The sequence below is a fragment of the Aliikangiella litoralis genome (assembly GCF_052495765.1).
This window is the reverse complement of sequence record NZ_CP199292.1, coordinates 1,211,454-1,230,619: the sequence shown is the minus strand read 5'-3', so window position 1 is coordinate 1,230,619 and position 19,166 is coordinate 1,211,454. Positions and strand designations below refer to the sequence as shown.

General features: G+C 34.6%; 14 protein-coding genes. 7 read left to right on the top strand and 7 right to left on the bottom strand.

All coding sequences use genetic code 11. The features are described from left to right. Positions 1 to 27 precede the first annotated feature (27 nt). Positions 28 to 1,254 (top strand): hypothetical protein, encoded by a 1,227-nt coding sequence (locus tag ACT5E3_RS05325; protein ID WP_444997273.1) that lies wholly within the window; start codon positions 28 to 30, stop codon positions 1,252 to 1,254. 115 nt (positions 1,255 to 1,369) lie between these two features. On the opposite strand, the gene ACT5E3_RS05320 is transcribed toward ACT5E3_RS05325, so the two are convergent. The 4 genes from ACT5E3_RS05320 to ACT5E3_RS05305 form a co-directional block, all read right to left on the bottom strand. Then, complete coding sequence (locus ACT5E3_RS05320) at positions 1,370 to 1,852, bottom strand: Hsp20 family protein (protein WP_444997272.1); 483 nt, start codon at positions 1,850 to 1,852, stop codon at positions 1,370 to 1,372. A 340-nt stretch (positions 1,853 to 2,192) separates the two neighbouring features. Continuing rightward, a complete protein-coding gene (locus ACT5E3_RS05315) occupies positions 2,193 to 2,417 on the bottom strand; it encodes a DUF6316 family protein (RefSeq protein WP_444997271.1) in 225 nt (74 codons plus the stop codon). A 194-nt stretch (positions 2,418 to 2,611) separates the two neighbouring features. Then, on the bottom strand, positions 2,612 to 5,062 hold the full coding sequence (locus ACT5E3_RS05310) for an EAL domain-containing protein (RefSeq protein WP_444997270.1): 2,451 nt from the start codon (positions 5,060 to 5,062) through the stop codon (positions 2,612 to 2,614). Between the two features lie 119 nt (positions 5,063 to 5,181). Next, complete coding sequence (locus ACT5E3_RS05305; RefSeq protein WP_444997269.1) at positions 5,182 to 5,466, bottom strand: circadian clock KaiB family protein; 285 nt, start codon at positions 5,464 to 5,466, stop codon at positions 5,182 to 5,184. A 589-nt stretch (positions 5,467 to 6,055) separates the two neighbouring features. Between ACT5E3_RS05305 and ACT5E3_RS05300 the strand changes: the two genes are divergently transcribed. From ACT5E3_RS05300 to ACT5E3_RS05290, 3 genes are read left to right on the top strand one after another with little or no spacing between them, the layout of a single operon-like run. Continuing rightward, positions 6,056 to 8,692 carry a PAS domain S-box protein gene (locus ACT5E3_RS05300; RefSeq protein ID WP_444997268.1) on the top strand — a complete coding sequence of 879 codons (2,637 nt, stop codon included), beginning with the start codon at positions 6,056 to 6,058 and terminating at the stop codon, positions 8,690 to 8,692. Between the two features lie 2 nt (positions 8,693 to 8,694). Then, a complete protein-coding gene (locus ACT5E3_RS05295; RefSeq protein WP_444997267.1) occupies positions 8,695 to 9,150 on the top strand; it encodes a response regulator in 456 nt (151 codons plus the stop codon). A 21-nt stretch (positions 9,151 to 9,171) separates the two neighbouring features. Beyond that, positions 9,172 to 10,104 (top strand): diguanylate cyclase, encoded by a 933-nt coding sequence (locus ACT5E3_RS05290; RefSeq protein ID WP_444997266.1) that lies wholly within the window; start codon positions 9,172 to 9,174, stop codon positions 10,102 to 10,104. Positions 10,105 to 10,203: 99 nt separating this feature from the next. Here ACT5E3_RS05290 and ACT5E3_RS05285 read toward each other — a convergent pair whose 3' ends face one another. The 3 genes from ACT5E3_RS05285 to ACT5E3_RS05275 all read right to left on the bottom strand — a co-directional run bounded on the left by ACT5E3_RS05285 (position 10,204) and on the right by ACT5E3_RS05275 (position 13,236). Next, entirely contained in the window at positions 10,204 to 10,608 is a 405-nt protein-coding gene (locus tag ACT5E3_RS05285; protein ID WP_444997265.1) for a GNAT family N-acetyltransferase, read from the bottom strand. Between the two features lie 175 nt (positions 10,609 to 10,783). After that, the gene (locus ACT5E3_RS05280; RefSeq protein WP_444997264.1) at positions 10,784 to 11,599 is read right to left on the bottom strand and encodes a hypothetical protein; all 816 of its coding nucleotides are present in this window, start codon (positions 11,597 to 11,599) and stop codon (positions 10,784 to 10,786) included. A gap of 182 nt (positions 11,600 to 11,781) precedes the next feature. Continuing rightward, entirely contained in the window at positions 11,782 to 13,236 is a 1,455-nt protein-coding gene (locus ACT5E3_RS05275) for a pyridoxal phosphate-dependent decarboxylase family protein (RefSeq protein ID WP_444997263.1), read from the bottom strand. 166 nt (positions 13,237 to 13,402) lie between these two features. On the opposite strand from ACT5E3_RS05275, the gene ACT5E3_RS05270 reads away from it, so the two are divergent. The 3 genes from ACT5E3_RS05270 to ACT5E3_RS05260 are packed head-to-tail and all read left to right on the top strand — an operon-like array spanning position 13,403 to position 18,982. Continuing rightward, entirely contained in the window at positions 13,403 to 14,068 is a 666-nt protein-coding gene (locus ACT5E3_RS05270) for a hypothetical protein (RefSeq protein ID WP_444997262.1), read from the top strand. Positions 14,069 to 14,085: 17 nt separating this feature from the next. Further along, positions 14,086 to 16,200: a DctP family TRAP transporter solute-binding subunit gene (locus ACT5E3_RS05265; RefSeq protein ID WP_444997261.1), complete on the top strand. Its 2,115-nt coding sequence runs from the start codon at positions 14,086 to 14,088 to the stop codon at positions 16,198 to 16,200. Between the two features lies 1 nt (position 16,201). Further along, entirely contained in the window at positions 16,202 to 18,982 is a 2,781-nt protein-coding gene (locus ACT5E3_RS05260; protein WP_444997260.1) for an ATP-binding protein, read from the top strand. Positions 18,983 to 19,166 lie beyond the last annotated feature (184 nt).

The window sequence follows — 19,166 nt, the reverse complement described above, 5'->3', positions numbered from 1 at the left end:
ATATATCTAACGTAGATAAGGCGCATCGTGTTAACCAAACAAGACAAAAAAAAGTTAGAACAGCAGGGAAAGCAATTAAGAAATTCCTTAAAAAATATACTAGAAGGTTTCCCGTGGGAGGTTCAGACTGCTAGTGGCCTAGCAAGGGCAACAGGAAATAGTCTTTCTAGCTGTCAGAGATTGTTTAGTGCAGTCAACCGAACTAGTTCTGGTTGTGAGTTTTTAACCGCTCTACCTGGCGTTGCTGCTTTACAGTCAATTATTGATACCTTACCTTCAGATATAGGTAACTCTCAATTAACGCAATTAAAAGATATTACAGATAATTACGCAAAAATTATTTTCCAAAATGGCAAAAGTCAAAAATCACTCAAAAAAATGCTTGATGAATATTCAGATGCTCAATCTTTAGCGAAAATATCTCTTCAAGACTCTGTTAATATTAGACATCAGGCCTATCTCTACAATTACAACCTCAGTGGTGAAAGCGTTGAACACTATCTAGGTATCCATTTAATTAATACTTCACCTACCAAGGAAAATTATGTTTCAGAATTCATTATTGCATCGAGAAAAAATATAGAACTAAAAGATGGTGCAAGACCTTTTCTACAGCCATTTTCAGGTAATGAAAGCCCAGTTGAATTAAAAGATCCAGAATTTATTCCAGCATATGTGTCCTCTCCTTTTGATAAAACGCAAGAAAAAAGCTTTGTATTAGAAAAGTATTCTACCCCACAAATTAAAGAACAATATATTGGCATCAACCACAGAAAAAATGCCTTTATGTTTGGCAAACAAAATACCAACTTTGATGTCGCCTGTGGTCGCTATGAACCAGCAGCAATCCAGTTAGAGCATCAACATAAAAAGGAAATGGATAGTTGCATTTTTGGTATTGCTAACAGAGTCCCGGCAAAAAGGCTTACCCTGTTAGTACTAATGGAAAAAACACTAGCGCGCCAATGCAATATAAAATCAGGGTGTTATTCATCAAGTTTAAAAGTTCATGAACATCGACATCATTCAGCCCAAATATTATATGAAAGATTGGCCGACTCACCATCTATCAGCCTTTTCGAACCCGGCATAGATAATATTGATTTACTCATACCAAACTCAAATATTGCCGAAATACTAGATTCATGTTCAAAGTTTACTGATCAATCTCTTACACAATACAGTGGTTTCTTTTTTGACTTGCCTTTTCCTATCTGGCAAACCACTTATCGAATGTATTTTGAATTTGAATAAGCTGAATTTTTCTAAATATACAGCCTGGCACTATACAACAAGAAACAGGCTGTTATTCTAATTAAAATAAAATAGTAGAGAACGCACATTCAGTGCGTTCTCTATATTTAATTACTCAAGCAACTTTTTCTTCTTGAGTTTCTTTTTCCTTATCTACTTTATAATCAAGAACTTTACCACTTTGATTAATGGCAATCGTCTTGGGTTTCATCGCTTCAGGTATATCTTTGACAAGGCTGATGGTTAATAATCCATTAGAAAGCTCAGCTCTTGTCACCTCAACATAGTCCGCCAAATTAAACTTACGCTCAATACTTCTATTGGCTATACCTTGATATAAGTACTCGTGCTCGTCTTTATCAGTCTTATTACCACGGATTGTAAGTACTCCTTTTTCAACCTGAATGTTAAGCTCCTCTTTAGAAAAGCCTGCAACAGCAACAGTAATCGCATAACCATTATCATCAAGAACTTCGATATTATAAGGTGGATAACCGCTAGCCGTTGTATCAGAGGTTAACGCGCTATCAAGCAGAGATGCCAAACGGTCAAAGCCGATACTACTGCGATAAAGTGGGGTTAAATCAATTGTGTTCATAATATATCCTCCGTTAGAAGCAACATAAAATAAAAGCAATAAATTTCAGGAAAGCGCCATAAGGGCAACTTGCCTGCACAAATGAAATAAGGTCACAGTAATAAAATTTCAAGCTTTATCAGAAAAAAATTTATATTTTTATTATATTTTGAAGCGTCGCTATTTTTGCTCAACCAACGATGGAACTTAACAATTATCGAACATTAAAAATAGGAAATAGAAAATAACAAGAAAGATTAGAGAAAAACTGGAGGTTACCAGAGAGAACCTCCCAAAGCTTATAACTTTTAACAGACAGAAAAAACCTGGCTATATTATCACCACTTTATATGGCTGAGATTTAAACTGCGACTTGAAAATCCATGCTCTGTAGTTCTTGCTCTAACTGTATTAGCTCCACAAAGTGGTTAAGATCATAACGCGCTTCAGCCTCTGTAGGAAATGAGCCTCGCACTTCGCCTTCACGAGTTTTATAGTAATATCCACTATCATTGTTAAAAATTCTGCTAGAACGATTGAAATAAACAGGAGGAATAAAACCATTTTTTCGGTATTGAGCATTCATTTGTAAAGTCCATTAAGTATGTTGTTATTTTATGGTGTAAATAATACAACGCTACTTTAAGCTTGTGAGTAGGTAATTCTTACTGATGTTTGTGAGATATGTCTCAATAAATGATGAGATTAAGTAGATGGTTACCTATCAGCCAGCTGCTGACCTATATTCTCGGCTTGAATACATAAACCAATTACGACTCCTTACCAGTCAGAAATTTGCCTCTTTTGCCTAAAATATTTCTCTAACTCATCAATAGGCAAAGGTTTTGAAAATAAATACCCCTGGTATAAATCACAATTTTTTTGTTTTAATAACTGAAATTGCCCTTGAGTCTCTATTCCTTCAGCAACAACCCGCATATTGAGCGCATGAGCCAGTTCTAAAATAACCCCCATTACAGAACGGGCACGCTCATCAGTTTCAAGCTTCATAGTAAAGCTGCGGTCAATTTTTAATGTACTAAATGCCGGAAACTCCAATAAATAACTTAAAGAAGAATATCCAGTACCAAAATCATCCATAGCAATATCCACTCCCATCGCTTTTAACTCATTAAGGACCTGACTTGCAATCTCAGTGTGATTAAGCAAGACACTTTCTGTAATTTCAATTTCCAAACAGTGAGCAGGAATTTCATAATAGCTCAATAGCTGCTTAGTTTGCTTATAGAGATTATCGTTTTGAAGTGTCGATGCAGAAATATTAATGGCCATACGTAACGATGGTGAAATTGTTTGATGCCAATGCTTTAAATGATTTAATGCAGTATGCATAATCCAAACTTCAACCTCACGGATAAGCCCGGTTTTTTGTAATAAGGGAATAAAGTCCGCCGGTGGCAACAGCCCTTTCGTTGGGTGTCGCCAACGTAATAAAGCTTCAACGCTAGCTAATCCCGATAAGCTATGTTGAGGTTGATAATGTAATTCAAACTGCTTGCCTAACAGGGCTTGTTTTAGTTCACTTTCAAGGGTTAAGCGCTGCATACTTTGTTGATGTAAATCGGCATCATAAACCTGAAAACAGTTTCGTCCCGCTTCTTTTGAGCGATACATAGCCACATCAGCATTTTTAAGCAGGCTACTTGCATTTTCTCCATCTTTTGGATAACAAGCAATACCAATGCTCGTGGTAATTGAAAATGACTTTCCAGCCAAAATAAAAGGCTTTTCCATACGAGCTAATATTTTACTCGCTAGCCCTGTAACCGAGTCAATTTCTCCCAAATATTGCAGAACAATCACAAACTCATCGCCGCCAGTTCTAGCCAAAGTATCAGATTTACGTAACGCGGCTTTTAAGCGAACCGCACATTCTCTTAAAAGACTATCACCAACATCATGCCCCATACTGTCATTAATCAATTTGAAACGATCAAGATCCAACATCATAATGGCTAGACTTTCTGAAGAGCGTTGAGAATTATTGATAGCCTGAGATAGACGTTCTGCTAGCAAAGTGCGGTTCGCCAACCCCGTTAGTGGATCATGATTTGCATTATAAATAAGCTGTTCCTGCAACTTTTTATGCTGAGTAATATCTCTAAGTGACACTATATGCGCAGGATGCCCCTTCCAACTCATATTCACCACATTCATTTCTAAATAGTAACCAGCGCAACTTTGTATCTCAACAGCGTTTTGGCCTCCACCTCCTATTGGATAACCAAATGTCTCCTCTGTTAATTCAGCACTAGTACAGCCAAATAACCGTCCTGCTGCTTCGTTAGCAAATAACACCTTTCCGTGCTCATCTAAAACAACGATACCATCAGGATTATTATTAAGAAGTTTACTATACTCTTGATGTGCTTTTTCTCTTTCGATTGCGTAATGCACGCTCCGCCGTAAACTATTGCTATCCAGCTCACTCTTGCTTACATAATCTTGAATGCCTAATGTCATGGCGGCAATCGCTCGATGCTCATCTTCATCACCAGTGAGGACGATTATGGGAATATTAGTGACCGCTAACAAACTCGAGACAGTATCTAGTCCTTGGCTATCAGGCAAATTCAAATCTGATAAAATTAACGAAAACTCCTCTTTTTCTAGCGCCTCTAAAGCACTACTAAGTCGATCATAATGAGTTAAATGACTGTTACCTTCTGCATCCCACTCTGACCAACACTCTTGCACCAAATCAGCATCATCATAATTATCTTCTAGCAACAATAATTTAAGGCCATCAAAATCTGTAGAAATTAACCCCTGAGCATCATTTTTGAGGTTAATAAAAGAAGGTAAATGAGAAGATGCTGTAGCCTGTTTAAAAATATCCAGCAGCTTTGATTGAGAACAAGGCTTATAAACAATTTGTAAATCCATTGTTGATAACTGCCGAAAATGAATATTTTCTTCTTGTTCATCATCAACCAATAACACGATACAATTGCTGGGAATATATTTACATAGAGCATCAATAAGTGATAAGTGATTCATTGAATAACTATTTTCTTCAAAAACATAATGCTCAACGACAACAAGAGAATATTTACTAACCTTTACGGCTTCTAACGCTTGTTGTAAATTTGGAGATAAACAGATATCTATCCCTGGTAACCTCATCTCCTGTTTAAAATTTTGACGTGACAGGTCTGAGTGGCTCACAAATAGAACTTTTGCTTCTGAATGTGAATTATAATCCGTCATATACTTACCCTTTATCCCCAATTAAATTGGATTAGGCCTGATGTTCTCAACCAGACTTTCCATCACTAACGATTCAAAGCTCGGTCTCACCAATGTTCATTGAACTATATTTTCATTAATCATCGTATGGTTACTCCCTCTAAAAGACCTAAACGGTTTAATACCGCCTCTCCATTATTCAGATCACCTATAACTTTACATCTAGGAAAGGGCAACCGTTTAATCAGCGTGGGGGTTGCCAAAACTTTATCGTTTACCGCTATATCAGGACGCTCAAGCACATCAACAACATCTATTTCAAACTGAATATCATCTCTACTACTGAAAATGTCTTCTAAATAATGATAAATTTGCTGAGAAATAACGGTATGACCTGCTATATAAAGCCGTAAAGAAACTTTCATGCATTTTTTCCTCTTCTGCTCAGCAAGCAACTACTAGGAAAAACTAAAACATTTAAAATAATGCTGTTTTTCTGAAGAGTTTTGATTTCAAGAATTTGAGTCGGTAGGTATATTTGTTTAGAGCCCATAAATTTCCCTTTTATTTTGTGTGGCAATAACAGTAAACAATTGAGTAATACAACTAACTTCGGGTTAACTTTAAAAAATAGCTTTATAAAAATATAGAGTATTCTAGCAAGAAAACAAGTAATTAGTGTTTGTTTGACAGCTAAAAGCCACATTTCTAGCAACTAAGAGACTCTTTTTATATTAGCCCTCATAAAAATATCTCCAATCAAACATCAAAGCCTTTCTCACTGAACAGCCTCAGTGTGACATAAGCAATTCAACTGAACAAATAGCTACTTATAACCACAAAGACTCAACCAACAAAATATTGAGTGATAAACCAAGAAGATATTCATATCTCCCCATAATTGTTAATAACGCATTTTAATTTTTATCCTATACTTCGTTATATTACAGTGATAAATATTAGTGCAATTATTCAACAATGGAACTTCTTCAACATTTTTTTAGTGGGGATTATATGCCCCATGGACACTGTTATTTATGGCATCCAGGTATTCTTTGGACAAATCTGATTTCGGACTTGGTAATTGCCTTTTCTTATTTCTCTATTCCTTTTGCACTTATTTATATTGTTAAAAAAAGAGAAGATACTGATTTTAAAGGTGTCTTTTTCCTTTTTGCAGGATTTATTTTATTTTGCGGTATTACTCATATACTTTCTATTTTTACCATATGGCATGGTATTTATGGTACACAAGGCATAGTCAAAGCAATAACCGCGATTATTTCATTATTAACGGCTATTACTTTATTTAAAAACATCGATTCAATCAAAAGTATACCTACAATTAAGCAATTAGAGTCTGCCGTTGTCAAAGCTTCAGAGGAAAAATTTAAACGACACGATCTTGAACTCAAGCAAAAATCAGACACTTTGTTTAAAGTAACAACGGAGCTAATTCCGACTGGACTATTAGTTATAGATTCAGATAAAAAAATAAAGCTAGTCAACAAAGCACTGGTTAAAATGTTTGGTTATGATACAAATGAGCTTGAAGGGCAGTCTCTCAATATACTGTTAGTTGACTCTATTGCACCATTACATAATAAGCTAGTTAATGGTTATTTGAAAAACCCAAAGCAAAAACATGCTATGGCAGCTGGCCGATTTGTTAATGGAAAGATGAAGTCTGGTGAAATTATTTCTATCCAAATAAGCCTATCAAGTCATGATATACAGGGTGAAAAGTTAACCTTTGCTTCAATTACAAATATTGAAAAAATCATGGAGAACAAATCAATTGAGAGCTCAAGTTATAATCGACTAAGAAGAGCTATCTCAGCAACAAAAATGGGAATTTGGGAGTGGGATTTAAAAACTGATCAAGTTTGGTATAGTTCAAAGTTTTTAACCCTTATTGGTGAAAAAGAAGACGCTATTCCCCAACTAAAATTATGGCAAGAACATGTACACCCCGATGATAAAAAGCACCTTAAACAAGCATTAAAGAATCACTTACAAAACAAAAGCAAATACGATGTCATCTATCGAGGCATATCTGAATCAGGTGAGTATGAATGGATGAGAGCAAGAGGAGATACCTTATTCAGTGAAAACAACAACCCCATATTAATGTCTGGTACTTTAACTAACATCAATGAAAAGAAGAAACTTGAACAACAGCTAGCCAATAAAACTAAATTTTTAAATGAAGTATTAGAAAAATCATTAACAGGATTGTATATTTTTAATCTAGAAAGTCTAGCTAATACCTATATAAATCCAGAATACACAAGATTAACAGGTTACACGCTCGAAGATTTAAGTGAAATTCAAAAAGACAAGGGGTTAACAACCCTATTTCATCCCGAAGATAATCATTTAATTGCACACCACCTTCATGAACTTACCAAAGAAAAAAGCTTAAGCGAAGCTGGTATCGAATATCGGTTTAGGCATAAGAAAGGACATTGGATTTGGTGTTATTCACGAGATTCAATTTACTCCTACGATGATAAAGGTGCCCCCAAAGAAATGTTAGGCACATTTTTTGATATAACTGAGCTAAAAAATAGAGAACAAGAAATAAAAACATTAGCATTGGACTTTTTAACCACATTTGAACAAGCTGCTGTTGGCATTGCTCATGTTAGTTTAGATGGAAGGTTCTTAAAAATAAACAACAAGCTCTCTGAGATTTTAGGTTATTCAAAAGTAGAAATGCTTAACATGTCTTTTCAAGAAATCACTCATAAAAAAGATTTAGAAACTAACAACCAATATTTACAGCAAATTATTTCAGGTAAGATTAGTCAATATGTAACAGAGAAAAGATATAAGACTAAAAGTCAAAAATATATTTGGGCAAATTTAACTGTTGCAGCTGTCAAAAACCCTAAAGGCGAAAATAGCCACTTTGTTGCGGTAATTGAAGATATTTCGCATAAGAAAAAAATTGAGCTTCAGTTGGCAGAGTCTAATGCTGCGTTAGAAAGGTTTGCTTATTCAGCATCTCATGACTTACAAGAGCCGCTTAGAAAAATTAGTGCCTTTGCAGGAAGTTTACAGTCTAGTTTAGAACCTTATCTAGAAGAAGGAGATGCTAAGTTTCAACTTGAGCGAATTGCTGATGCCTCACGTAGAATGGGAGAAATGATTGATCAGCTACTTGAACTATCACGATATTCTAGAAATAAAGCACAAAAATCAAAACATCTACTATCCAAAATCATAGCTCAAGTCACCGATGACTTATCCACTATCATTAAACAAAAAGAAGTTGAAATAAAACTTATTAATGACGGCGAAATTTTTATCGAAGAACACTCATTTCAACAAGTACTAAGAAACTTAATATTAAACAGCATTAATTATAAAGAAATTACTCGCCCTCTTATTATAACAATCAAGTGTAAAATAACCTATACCACATCAGAAATAACAGTGTCAGATAATGGCATAGGCTTTGACAAGACAAACAACAAAAAAATATTTGAACCCTTTCGCCGCTTAGTTGGTAAAGATTTACCTGGTTATGGGATGGGGTTAGCTATATGTCGGCAGATAATACTTGCTCATGATGGAAAAATATTAGCGATAGGCAAAAAAAATATTGGCACTGATATAATCATAAAAATTCCTAATGGAGATTAGTGATGATCGTTTGCTCTAACAAAAAATATTACCCACACTTATATTTAATTGAAGATGATGTTGATGATCAATACTTAATCACTAGTGTACTAAAAAAAATAAAGACAGAAATTGTCTTATCTATTTTTAGTTGTGGAGTCAATATGCTTAACCATATTGATAAACAACCAACACAATCAAAAAACCTACCTGATTTGATTTTACTCGATCTTAACATGCCTTCAATTGACGGCATTGAAGTTTTAAAAAAAATCAGAAAACATCCAAACACTTCAAATATACCTGTTGTTATTTTTACCACATCAAATTCTCCAAGTGACTTATTAACAGCACTTAAACAAGGCGCAAATTCATTTATCATAAAGCCAAGAGCTTATGATGACATGCATGACATACTATCAACAACTTGTCATTACTGGTTTGAAATTTCAAGATTATCTAGGGAAGTATGGAGCTAATAACTCCATTGCTATTTAACTATGCCTCATAATGAAATTAAAATATTGCTAATAGAAGATGATAGCGATGACATTTATTTAATTAAAAATTATTTAGAGAAAGATAAAAAAACAAAATATCACTTCCAAACTTTTTCATCATTAAGAGAAAGCAAAAAGCACTTAGGTTGCTGTGAACATGATGTTGTCATACTAGATTTAGGGTTAGAGGACTCCGAAGGCTTGGACACTTTAAAAAAATTTATTACTTTTAAATTTAATGCGCCCATCATTGTTTTAACCGGCATTAATAATGAAGAAATGGGTGAAAAAGCAATCAAAATAGGCGCAGAAGACTACTTATCCAAAAGCATGCTTAACCAAGCTCTACTCACTAAAACAATAAAATATTCAATTGAAAGACATGCCTTGTATTTAAAAATTAAAACTCAAGCAGAGCAAGATCCACTAACAAAATTACCCAATAGAAAAGTTTTCTTTGAAAAACTTGAAACATTAATCAATCAAGGAAAGCGCAATCAATTAACCATTGCTTTGATTATGATAGATTTAGATGGCTTTAAACCAATCAATGATACATTAGGTCATCAAGCAGGTGATGAGCTACTACAAAAATTTTCTGCTCGGCTAAAAAAGACTGTTAGAATTTCAGATGCAATAGCTCGTTTTGGAGGCGACGAATTTTGTATGCTAGTCACTAATTATAAAAATACAGAAGAACTACTTCAAATTGTTAACAACAAACACGAGGAATTAAATAAACCTTATTTAATCGATAATAATGGTAAAAACGAATCAATTCAAATTGGTGTTAGTATGGGCGTAGCTGAGTGGCATAAAGATATCAGCTCTAAAAAGCTAATTGCTATTGCCGACCAAGCGCTTTACAAAAGTAAAGAAACAAATAAAGGTGGGATAACTTTAGGTTCATGTTGTAAAAAAAGAGAGGGTTAATAAGTACGCTTTTACTTGTTTCACCTTAGTTATAACTTTTCAGCCCCCTCTATATAAAGGTATATAGTCAATTACTCTACTATAATAATGAAGAATGAATTACACCTCATACTGAAAAATAGTGTACTTATCATAACTCTGATATTTAGCATGGGCCGCTAGCATAGGTTTATTTTTATTATTAACGGCATAGCTAATAAATCGAATTGAGTTTATTTTGCAATAAACTTTAAACTCTTCATGTAATTGGTGACTAATTCCTCTTTGACGGTATTTAGGATCCACATAAACCATCATGACATTAGCATCAGAGCCTTCAATCATATCATCAATCCAATAACTTAAAACGCCAATAATTTTTCCTTTATGAGTTGCAATAAGATGTTGTAGCTCACTCTCATCATAATAAGATAGTGACGGGTGCAAACCACTTTCGACTAATTCATCCCAACCACAATAATAGATATTAGGAGCTTCTATTTGATATAAAAATTTAAGTTTCATTCAAGAGCCTACAGCAAAACTAAGAACGGCTATTTTACCGACTAACTGAATCAAATCATGAGACACAAAAACTGTCATTTATAACTTTTTTCGAATATATCTCAAAAATAGATTAACTCTATTTTTCATTGCTTATTGATTAATCAATATCGAGCTCACCTTGATTAAAAAACATTCAATCATTACTTAGTTCAATATCTTGAATACTTTTTTTGACTGCATTGATTTGGCGATTTAATAAATTCACTTGGTTTTGCTCACTCTGCACAACTTGCTTAAGTTGTTGTTCGCGTTGAGCCATGACTTCAGCCGTTAACGAGTTCGTACTAGCCTCTTTATTCCAGTTACTTTCTAACTGTTTTTTTTTGGAATCTATTTGATTTAATAATGCTTGCTTTTGTTGCTCATAAGATTGAAGTTTATCTTTCAATAACTCAACAGATTGTGTCGCTTGATTAGATAACGGACTCTTGGAGTTTGCTGTCGCTCCGATTGCTGATACTTTGTCTTTCAATGTTTTAAGCTCAGCTTTAAGTCGCGTATTTTCCCTTCCTAACCAACTGGCACGCCCTTCTTGTTTTTTAGCGACTTCTTCAGCGGTAACTAACTGTTTTTTCAGCTGTGAAACAACTTGATTAGCTTGTGATGAAGTAGTCGATTTTTGTTCTTCAATTTGCAAGAGCGTTTGATTCGCCAATTCAAGCTCTTGTTTGGTCTTTTCTAACATCACTTTTAGCTGTTGTATTTTCTCCTTTGTTGCTCGTTTTTCTGTTTGAGCTTGTTTAGCAATATTGGCTTTGGTTTGCTTAATAAAAGACTCAACATATTGATAGCCTCCGAAAACTAAAGCAGCCATCGCTAATAAAAGAAAAACGCCACCCTTCATATGATAGCGAACAAAACTCTGTGATGCGCCGCAAAAAGGACAATTTTTATGTCCAGACGCAATATCTCTCTTACATCCAATACAGCGGTTTTTCGTCATTGTCATTTTTATATATCTAATAGTTTAACAGCGAGAATAGCATGTCACACAATGTTAGAACAGAGGGTCTAGTATTTGAAATAAAATACAGCTTACGATGCAATAGCTGCTTAGACTCAACAAATCAGTCGATATATTCATCGCACTATTTCACCATACTATTTCACCATACTATCCCACTACACTATCTAACTTTGCTCTAATTTGGCTTCTTTAGCAACTCGTTCTATCTCTTCTATAAGGGCTTGTATTGTATCTATTGTCGTCAACTCATTCATAATTGCAATCCTTAAATATCTAACGCCACAAATTTCAGCGGAAGTAATATAAAAATGACCACGTTCAATAATTAAGTATCTTAATTTCAGCTGCTTATCATTATCAGCAACGGGTAAGTATTTAAAACATAAAATGTTAGATTCTGGTTGATAAGGACAATAAAATTTATCGTGACTAGAAATCAAACGATAAAAATCTCGAGTGATTTGATATTGTCTTTCAACATATTCGGCCAACCGTTGTTCGCCATCTATAGCAAGCACCCAAAAAAGCTTTTCCGCAATAGGTCCTTTGGTACACTCAACTGCATATGGTAATACATCAAAACCGACTTCTTCTTTTTCATGAAAAATATAACTTCCTTTTTGCTGAAATGCACCTTCAAGATATTCTGGTTTTCGAAACAATGCAACGGCACACAAAGCCGAAGTTCGCAACATTTTATGAGCATCCCAAACCAGCGAGTCGGCCCTTTGCACACCTTTCATTAAATGCACCTCTTTCTCAGATAAAAGCGCGCTAGCACCATGAGCCCCATCAACATGCAGCCACAAATTATGTTGTTCACAAAAATCGGCCACTTCATCAATAGGATCATATAAACCTGTTGCGGTTGCACAGGCATTGATCGATACCATTATTGGCCGTCGACCAGAATCAACGGCTAACTGATAAGTACTCTCCAACATTTCTGGCAATAAAACTTCCAACGGACTAACCGGAGCCTTAAAAATAGCAGACTGCCCAAAACCAGCAATTGAAAAAGCTCTAGCAATTGAGTAATGACCTGACGCAGGCGCAATTACCGCACAGTCTTTAGGCACTCCCTCACTCCACGCTTGAGGAATAAGAGCAGAACGAGCGGCTAAAACAGCCGTTAAATTAGCTAGAGAGCCACCATGAGTAAAAACACCGCAGCCACTTTTAGGCTTTTGAAAATCACTCAAGCTATCTTCATTAAACCACCCGACCTTTTCAAGCAGCCAATTGATAAGAACTCTTTCTATAACCGCAGCAGCGGGCCCCATTTCATAAATGGCCATAGGATTATTAAGCACACCATTTAACATATCTGCTAAACTAGCTCCCCAATGTGGTGTCGCTACTTGATGACCAATATAAGCCGGGTGATGCATATGCTGCGTATTAGCAAAATAATCTTGCAAAAATGGTTCCATTTCATCCTTGTTAAGTCCACCATAACGAATCCACTTTTCTAACTGCAATTTTCTTGCAATAATCTTTGGTGAGTTTTGTTGCAAAACCTGAGGGAGACCAAGTTGGCTAATTTCTTTGTAGTCAACCAGCATTTTGAGCATTTTTTCAGCCATTGCTTTGTGCTCACATTGATCATTATTCTTCATTAAATTGACTCAAAATTTATCAGACGACCCTTAACAACAACTTACCACTGTGTAAAATAACAAGCAATCGCTCTATTAATCACGAATAATTTGCTCACAAAATAGAAAAAAAGCCAATAACCGACTAATCTAAAGTCATACCTTAAGTTATCTTGTGGTTGCAATTATGGACAAATTACAGTCAATTCTTTTATTCGCTTTGCTAAGCCTTCCCACACAGCTAATTGCGAATAACGATATTCAAACCAGCTATTATTGGGATAATAGGGATTTTAATACAGCAACCATTCAAATCTCAAATAATGATTTAGGCAATGGTTTTTCTGTTTGGGGTTTTACCGATTTTCATAGCAACCAAGATAACTCAGACGATAGGTACGATTTAAGCCGAACATTTTCTGAGTACCGTTTATCCAATAATCAAATAGCCAAGTGGACTGGGGTTGATCACCTAGGACTTCAACTCGAATATAATGATTCAACACCAGGAAATAATAATCATCAAGTTCGCTTTGGTATAACTTATAAGCAAATATTAGGGCAGTCAGCGTGGTTACAACTAAGAGCCTTTCCATTACAAAGTCATAATGATGGTCAATTAAGTTTAATTTATTTCTATAAAATATCTGATGGTTTCAATATTTCAGGTTTTGCAGATTACAACTTCAACAAAAATGGTAAAAACCAGTGGGTTTATGAACCTCAACTCAATTACCAGCTCAGTGATAATGTTTGGTTACTGCTTGAATATCGATACAATGGCTTTGAAAACAGTAATCCTAACCTGGATGGCAAAGGCACGGCACTAGGCATACGATATCACTTTAATTAATCATGAAATTATTAACTATGAACTATAGGATATTATTAGTCCTCACCTCATTAATCAGTATCTTCTCTTGTGATAATGAAGTTGGCAATCAAACACAAAAAACTGACACTCCACCAGTTACCCAGTTACGTTTTGGTCATGATATGCATGACAAGAGTGCTCAACATCTAGCCGCCTTAAAACTTGCGGAGTTGGTTAAACACAAGACCAATGGAACCGTTATTATTTCAATTTATCCAGATCAATCAATGGGTAATGATAGGCAAATGATTGCAAGAACACAGAGTGGAGAATTAGATATTATAATACCACCAACGGCAAAACTATCTCATATAATTCCTAAAATGCAAATTTTCGATTTGCCTTATTTATTTAAAGATAGAACAGCCGCTTACAGCACTTTAGACGGTCATGTTGGCAGAGAGCTTCTAGAAACGCTAAAACCACATGGTTTAATTGGTCTTGCTTTTTGGGAAAGCGGATTTAAACAAATTACGTCCAACAAACCAATAAAAAAAATGGAAGACTTTATTGGACAACGTTTCCGTATTATGGAAAGCCCTGTTATACAAGAACAATTCAAACAATGGGGAGCCGATGCAATACCAATAGATTTTGGTAAAACATATGATGCTTTAAAAAATAATGTTGTTGATGGACAAGAAAACCCGCTTACTTCTATTTTTGGAAAAAAATTCCATCATGTTCAAAAACATCTAATTTTATCAAATCATGGTTACTTATCACAGCTGCTTGCAATATCAAAAAGTTCATTTGAAAAATTAACCTTGAGACAACAACAAGCTCTAATCGAATCAGTAAACGAAGCCACAACCTATCAGAGAGAAGAATCCAGTAAGCAGCACGACGAAATACTCGACAAAATAAAAATGACATCAATAGAAATTAGTCAGTTTGACGAAACCACAAAAAAGCAATTAGAAAAAAGGGCAATATCGGTCCTCGAAAAATATAGAATACCTTTTGGTTCAAGATTAATTGAACAAATCATTCAACAAAATCAAAAAAACACAACCTACAAAGATAATCAAATCATAATAGCTTTAGATGCAGATATGAGTGGAAACTCAGCGATGTCGGGCTTATCAATTAAGCGAGGCATAGAACTCGCGATTGATGAAATCAACCAAGCAGGTGGTTTATTAGGAAAAGAGCTTTCATTGGTTGTAAGAGATAATTCCATGATTCCAGCCAAGGGGTTAGATAATTTAAAAGAGTTTAAAAAAATACCTAATTTAGTTGCTGTATTTGGTGGAATTAGTAGTCCTGTTGTTTTATCAGAATTAAATTACATTCACGAAAATCAGATTCTATTTTTAGACCCCTGGGCTGCAGCAACCGCCATTATAGACAATGGTTTCAAACCTAATTATGTTTTTAGAATTTCTGTCAGAGATGAATACGCAGCCGAAGCATTGCTTAATGAAGCGCTAAAGAAATCCAATAAAGTTGGTTTTCTCTTGGTTAATAACTTATGGGGAAGAAGTAATTTCAAAGCACTAAACTCAGCCGCGTCAAAACATGACAATATTGAAACAGCTACAGAATGGTTTGATTGGGGAGAAACTAGTTTTTCAGAAAAGATAGAAGCCCTAAAAAATAAAAATGTTGAAGTCATCATTTATGTTGGCAACCCGGTTGAAGGCTCTAAGTTTATCCATGACTTAGCTAAGTTAGAATCACCACCTTCCGTCGTTTCACATTGGGGTATTACGGGTTCTGAATTTGCAGAAATGGCATCTTTAGCATTGAATAAAATCGACTTAAGTGTATTACAAACTTTCAGTTTCATTAACAACGATAAAAAAAATGTCAAACAGCTAGCAAAAAAATATCATAAAAAGTATTTCACCAAATCAAATGAAGAAATTGTTGCGCCTGTTGGTACAGCTCACGCCTATGATTTAACCAACATTTTAGCTAAAGCGATTATACAGTCTCAATCTACTGATATGAAAGTATTACGCGACCAGCTAGAAAACATTTCATACCACAAAGGCCTTCTAAAAACTTACAAACGTCCATTTTCGAGTGAACAACACGATGCTTTAGATGCCAGCAGTTTCATTTTTTCAGAATATAAAAACGGGCATCTTCATCCTAAAAAATAAAATGAAAACAGATGTAAAAAAAAGCATTTCAACCCGTTTTTCAAAAACGATTTTAAGCATTCTGCTCTTATTCTTCTTTAGTGTTGTTGGAACAACGCTTATTATAGAAATCATTAGAATAAAAAATGTTGAACAAAGTGAACTACAAAAACAAGCAGAAAATCAGCTTAAAACTTTTGAGTTAAGAGTAGAAGGATTACTCAACTCAGTTAAAAGAACTGCAGCCAGTTCACTTTCAATCAATAGCTTAATTGACACCAGCATGAGTTCATCTTACTTTAAATTTGCTTTAGAAGATCTAACATTTAATACCGATATAAAGCAAGCAGCTGTATTCAACTACTCAGGAGAGCTTTTAGTCGCCAGTAAAAAAGAAGATACAGCCTGGTTTTCTCGACAACTAGTCAGTTCAACAATAGCACTAGGCAAAGGTCAAATATTATTAAGAGAAAATGATCTTTATATCATTGAACCAATTAACTATTATCAAACAACTCAAGGCGGGATTATCGCAAGGATAGATGCAACACAATTGGTTACAAAAACGATTACAAAAAAAATAAAATTCTACCAATTAATCTTAGCAAGCAACTGGAAACACTCTACTTTTCCAGAAAATTTTTCTAACAAAATAACAGCAACAGCATCTCTACCGAAAAGCACGTTGCTCACTGAATTTCAGCCAACACTAACACTTGCTAAAGATTCTAGTTACCTTTTAAAAGAAATAATTCCCTGGTTAACCAATATCAGTATATTAGGCTGTGTAGGCATCTTTGCCATGGTATTTATTGCTCGAAAAATTGGCCAACAAATGGCAAAACCTATTATTTTAATTACTAATCGAATTAAAAAAGGCATTTCCCCGGTTAGTCCAACTAATACGAGTGATGAGCTTGAAATACTAGCTAAGGCATTTGACAAAGCAACCAGTGAAATTGAAAGAGCCAATGCAGAAAAATCGAAAGCAGAGCGAAAAGATAGTGAAAGTCAAATTCGAGCTATATTCAACACGGTTCCAGATGGAATAATCACCATTGATAGCGCAGGAATCATTGAAGCTTTTAACCCTGCTGCAAAACTAATTTTTGGCTATAACACAAGTGAGGTTGTAGGTAAAAATGTAAAGATATTAATGCCTTCTCCGTACAAAAAAGAACACGACATTCACATTCATAATTATTTAAAAACTGGCAAAGCAAAAATTATTGGTATAGGTAGAGAAATATCAGGGCAACGTAAAGACGGCACTACATTTCCAATGGAATTAACCGTAGCCGAAATGCATGTTGCAGGTCGTCAGCTATTTACCGGTATAGTACGAGATATTACTGAACGAAAAGAAAATGAACGATTAAAAGGAGAGTTTGTTTCTACTGTTAGTCACGAACTAAGAACCCCACTCACTTCTATTCGGGGAGCACTGGGTCTAATACTAGGAAAAGCATCAGAATATTTACCAGAAAAATTTTTTAACATGCTAGAAGTAGCCCACCGAAATAGTGAACGGCTTACTTTATTAATTAATGACATTCTTGACCTTGAAAAGCTTGACTCAGAACAACTTGAATTTGAATTTACTAATGTGAATTTAGTTAATTTGATAGAGCGTAGCATTGAAGATAATGAAGCTTTTGCAAAAAAACACTCTGTCACTTTGTATTTTATAAATGATAATAAAGAAGCTTCTGTGATTGCCGATGAACATCGACTTCAACAAGTTTTAGCAAACTTACTATCGAATGCAATCAAATACTCTCCAGCCAATGAAAAAGTTAAAATATTACTTGATAGAAAAGACGCAGAGTGGCGTATCACGGTACAAGATAGTGGCTCAGGAGTTCCTAAAGAATTTCACAATAGAATTTTTAAACGTTTTGCTCAAGCAGATAGCTCAGATACCAGACAAAAAGGAGGAACCGGCTTAGGTCTAAGTATAGCCAAAGCGATTATCGAAAGACATAACGGAACAATTAACTATGTATCAAAACCAGGACGAGGCACAAGGTTTTATTTTGATTTGCCAGCAATTAGCCACAATAAACAACAACAAGAGAAAGCCGAAGTTCTCATTTGTGAACCTCATACAGAAATAGCCAAGCTTTTAACACAGATGATTGAATTGGAAGGTTATAACTGTACAATAGTTTCAACTGTAACAGATGCATTAGATAAATTAAAACAACAAACTTATCAATTATTACTACTTGATACTCAATTAGCTGATTTTGACGGTCTGAAACTATTAGAAAATCTAAAAAAGGAATATAAAAATAATAAACTACCTATCATTATTATTTCAACTACTCCTTTAAAAAATGAGCTTACACTCGATTGCGACCAATATAGAATTTTTGATTGGTTAGAAAAACCTATTGATGAAAAAGACTTAAAAAAATCTATAACTTATACATTAAGTGAAATCGCTCGACCTCATATTTTGCATATTGAAAATGATACAGATGTGATTCAAGTCGCTTGCTCAGTATTAGAAGACTTTGTAAAGTTTAGTCAAGCAACAAGCTTAGCTGAAGCCAAAGAGTTATTAGCTAAACAACATTTCGATTTGATTTTGCTTGATCTTGACTTACCTGATGGCTCAGGAGAAGAACTATTAGAAAAGCTAGAAAAAAATCAACCACCAATCATTGTATTTTCTGCATTTACACCAAGTCAGTCAGTCATAGATAAAATTAATGTTACATTAACTAAATCTCGAACAACTAATGAGCAATTAATTAATACAGTTCGTCAAATACTCAACCTTGAAAATAATCAATAGTTTCAACCAACACACAGTCGTAGATACAAATGATAAGTTTAATTTAATACTAACAATATAAACAGGTCACCCACAAAAACGGCTTGAGCAGTTCTATTGTAGAATAAATCTAGCTAAATATCTCAAAGTTTCACTAATATTATTTACGACAAACTAGACACATCCATGTAAAAGAGAGATACTC

What these genes read in the sequence shown, in the direction of transcription:
- ACT5E3_RS05315 (WP_444997271.1), bottom strand. Translation starts at nt 2,417, where the DNA reads ATGAATGCTCAATACCGAAAAAATGGTTTTATTCCTCCTGTTTATTTC.
- ACT5E3_RS05300 (WP_444997268.1), top strand. Translation starts at nt 6,056, where the DNA reads ATGCCCCATGGACACTGTTATTTATGGCATCCAGGTATTCTTTGGACA.
- ACT5E3_RS05305 (WP_444997269.1), bottom strand. Translation starts at nt 5,466, where the DNA reads ATGAAAGTTTCTTTACGGCTTTATATAGCAGGTCATACCGTTATTTCT.
- ACT5E3_RS05280 (WP_444997264.1), bottom strand. Translation starts at nt 11,599, where the DNA reads ATGACAATGACGAAAAACCGCTGTATTGGATGTAAGAGAGATATTGCG.
- ACT5E3_RS05275 (WP_444997263.1), bottom strand. Translation starts at nt 13,236, where the DNA reads ATGAAGAATAATGATCAATGTGAGCACAAAGCAATGGCTGAAAAAATG.
- ACT5E3_RS05320 (WP_444997272.1), bottom strand. Translation starts at nt 1,852, where the DNA reads ATGAACACAATTGATTTAACCCCACTTTATCGCAGTAGTATCGGCTTT.
- ACT5E3_RS05285 (WP_444997265.1), bottom strand. Translation starts at nt 10,608, where the DNA reads ATGAAACTTAAATTTTTATATCAAATAGAAGCTCCTAATATCTATTAT.
- ACT5E3_RS05290 (WP_444997266.1), top strand. Translation starts at nt 9,172, where the DNA reads ATGCCTCATAATGAAATTAAAATATTGCTAATAGAAGATGATAGCGAT.
- ACT5E3_RS05295 (WP_444997267.1), top strand. Translation starts at nt 8,695, where the DNA reads ATGATCGTTTGCTCTAACAAAAAATATTACCCACACTTATATTTAATT.
- ACT5E3_RS05310 (WP_444997270.1), bottom strand. Translation starts at nt 5,062, where the DNA reads ATGACGGATTATAATTCACATTCAGAAGCAAAAGTTCTATTTGTGAGC.
- ACT5E3_RS05265 (WP_444997261.1), top strand. Translation starts at nt 14,086, where the DNA reads ATGAACTATAGGATATTATTAGTCCTCACCTCATTAATCAGTATCTTC.
- ACT5E3_RS05270 (WP_444997262.1), top strand. Translation starts at nt 13,403, where the DNA reads ATGGACAAATTACAGTCAATTCTTTTATTCGCTTTGCTAAGCCTTCCC.
- ACT5E3_RS05260 (WP_444997260.1), top strand. Translation starts at nt 16,202, where the DNA reads ATGAAAACAGATGTAAAAAAAAGCATTTCAACCCGTTTTTCAAAAACG.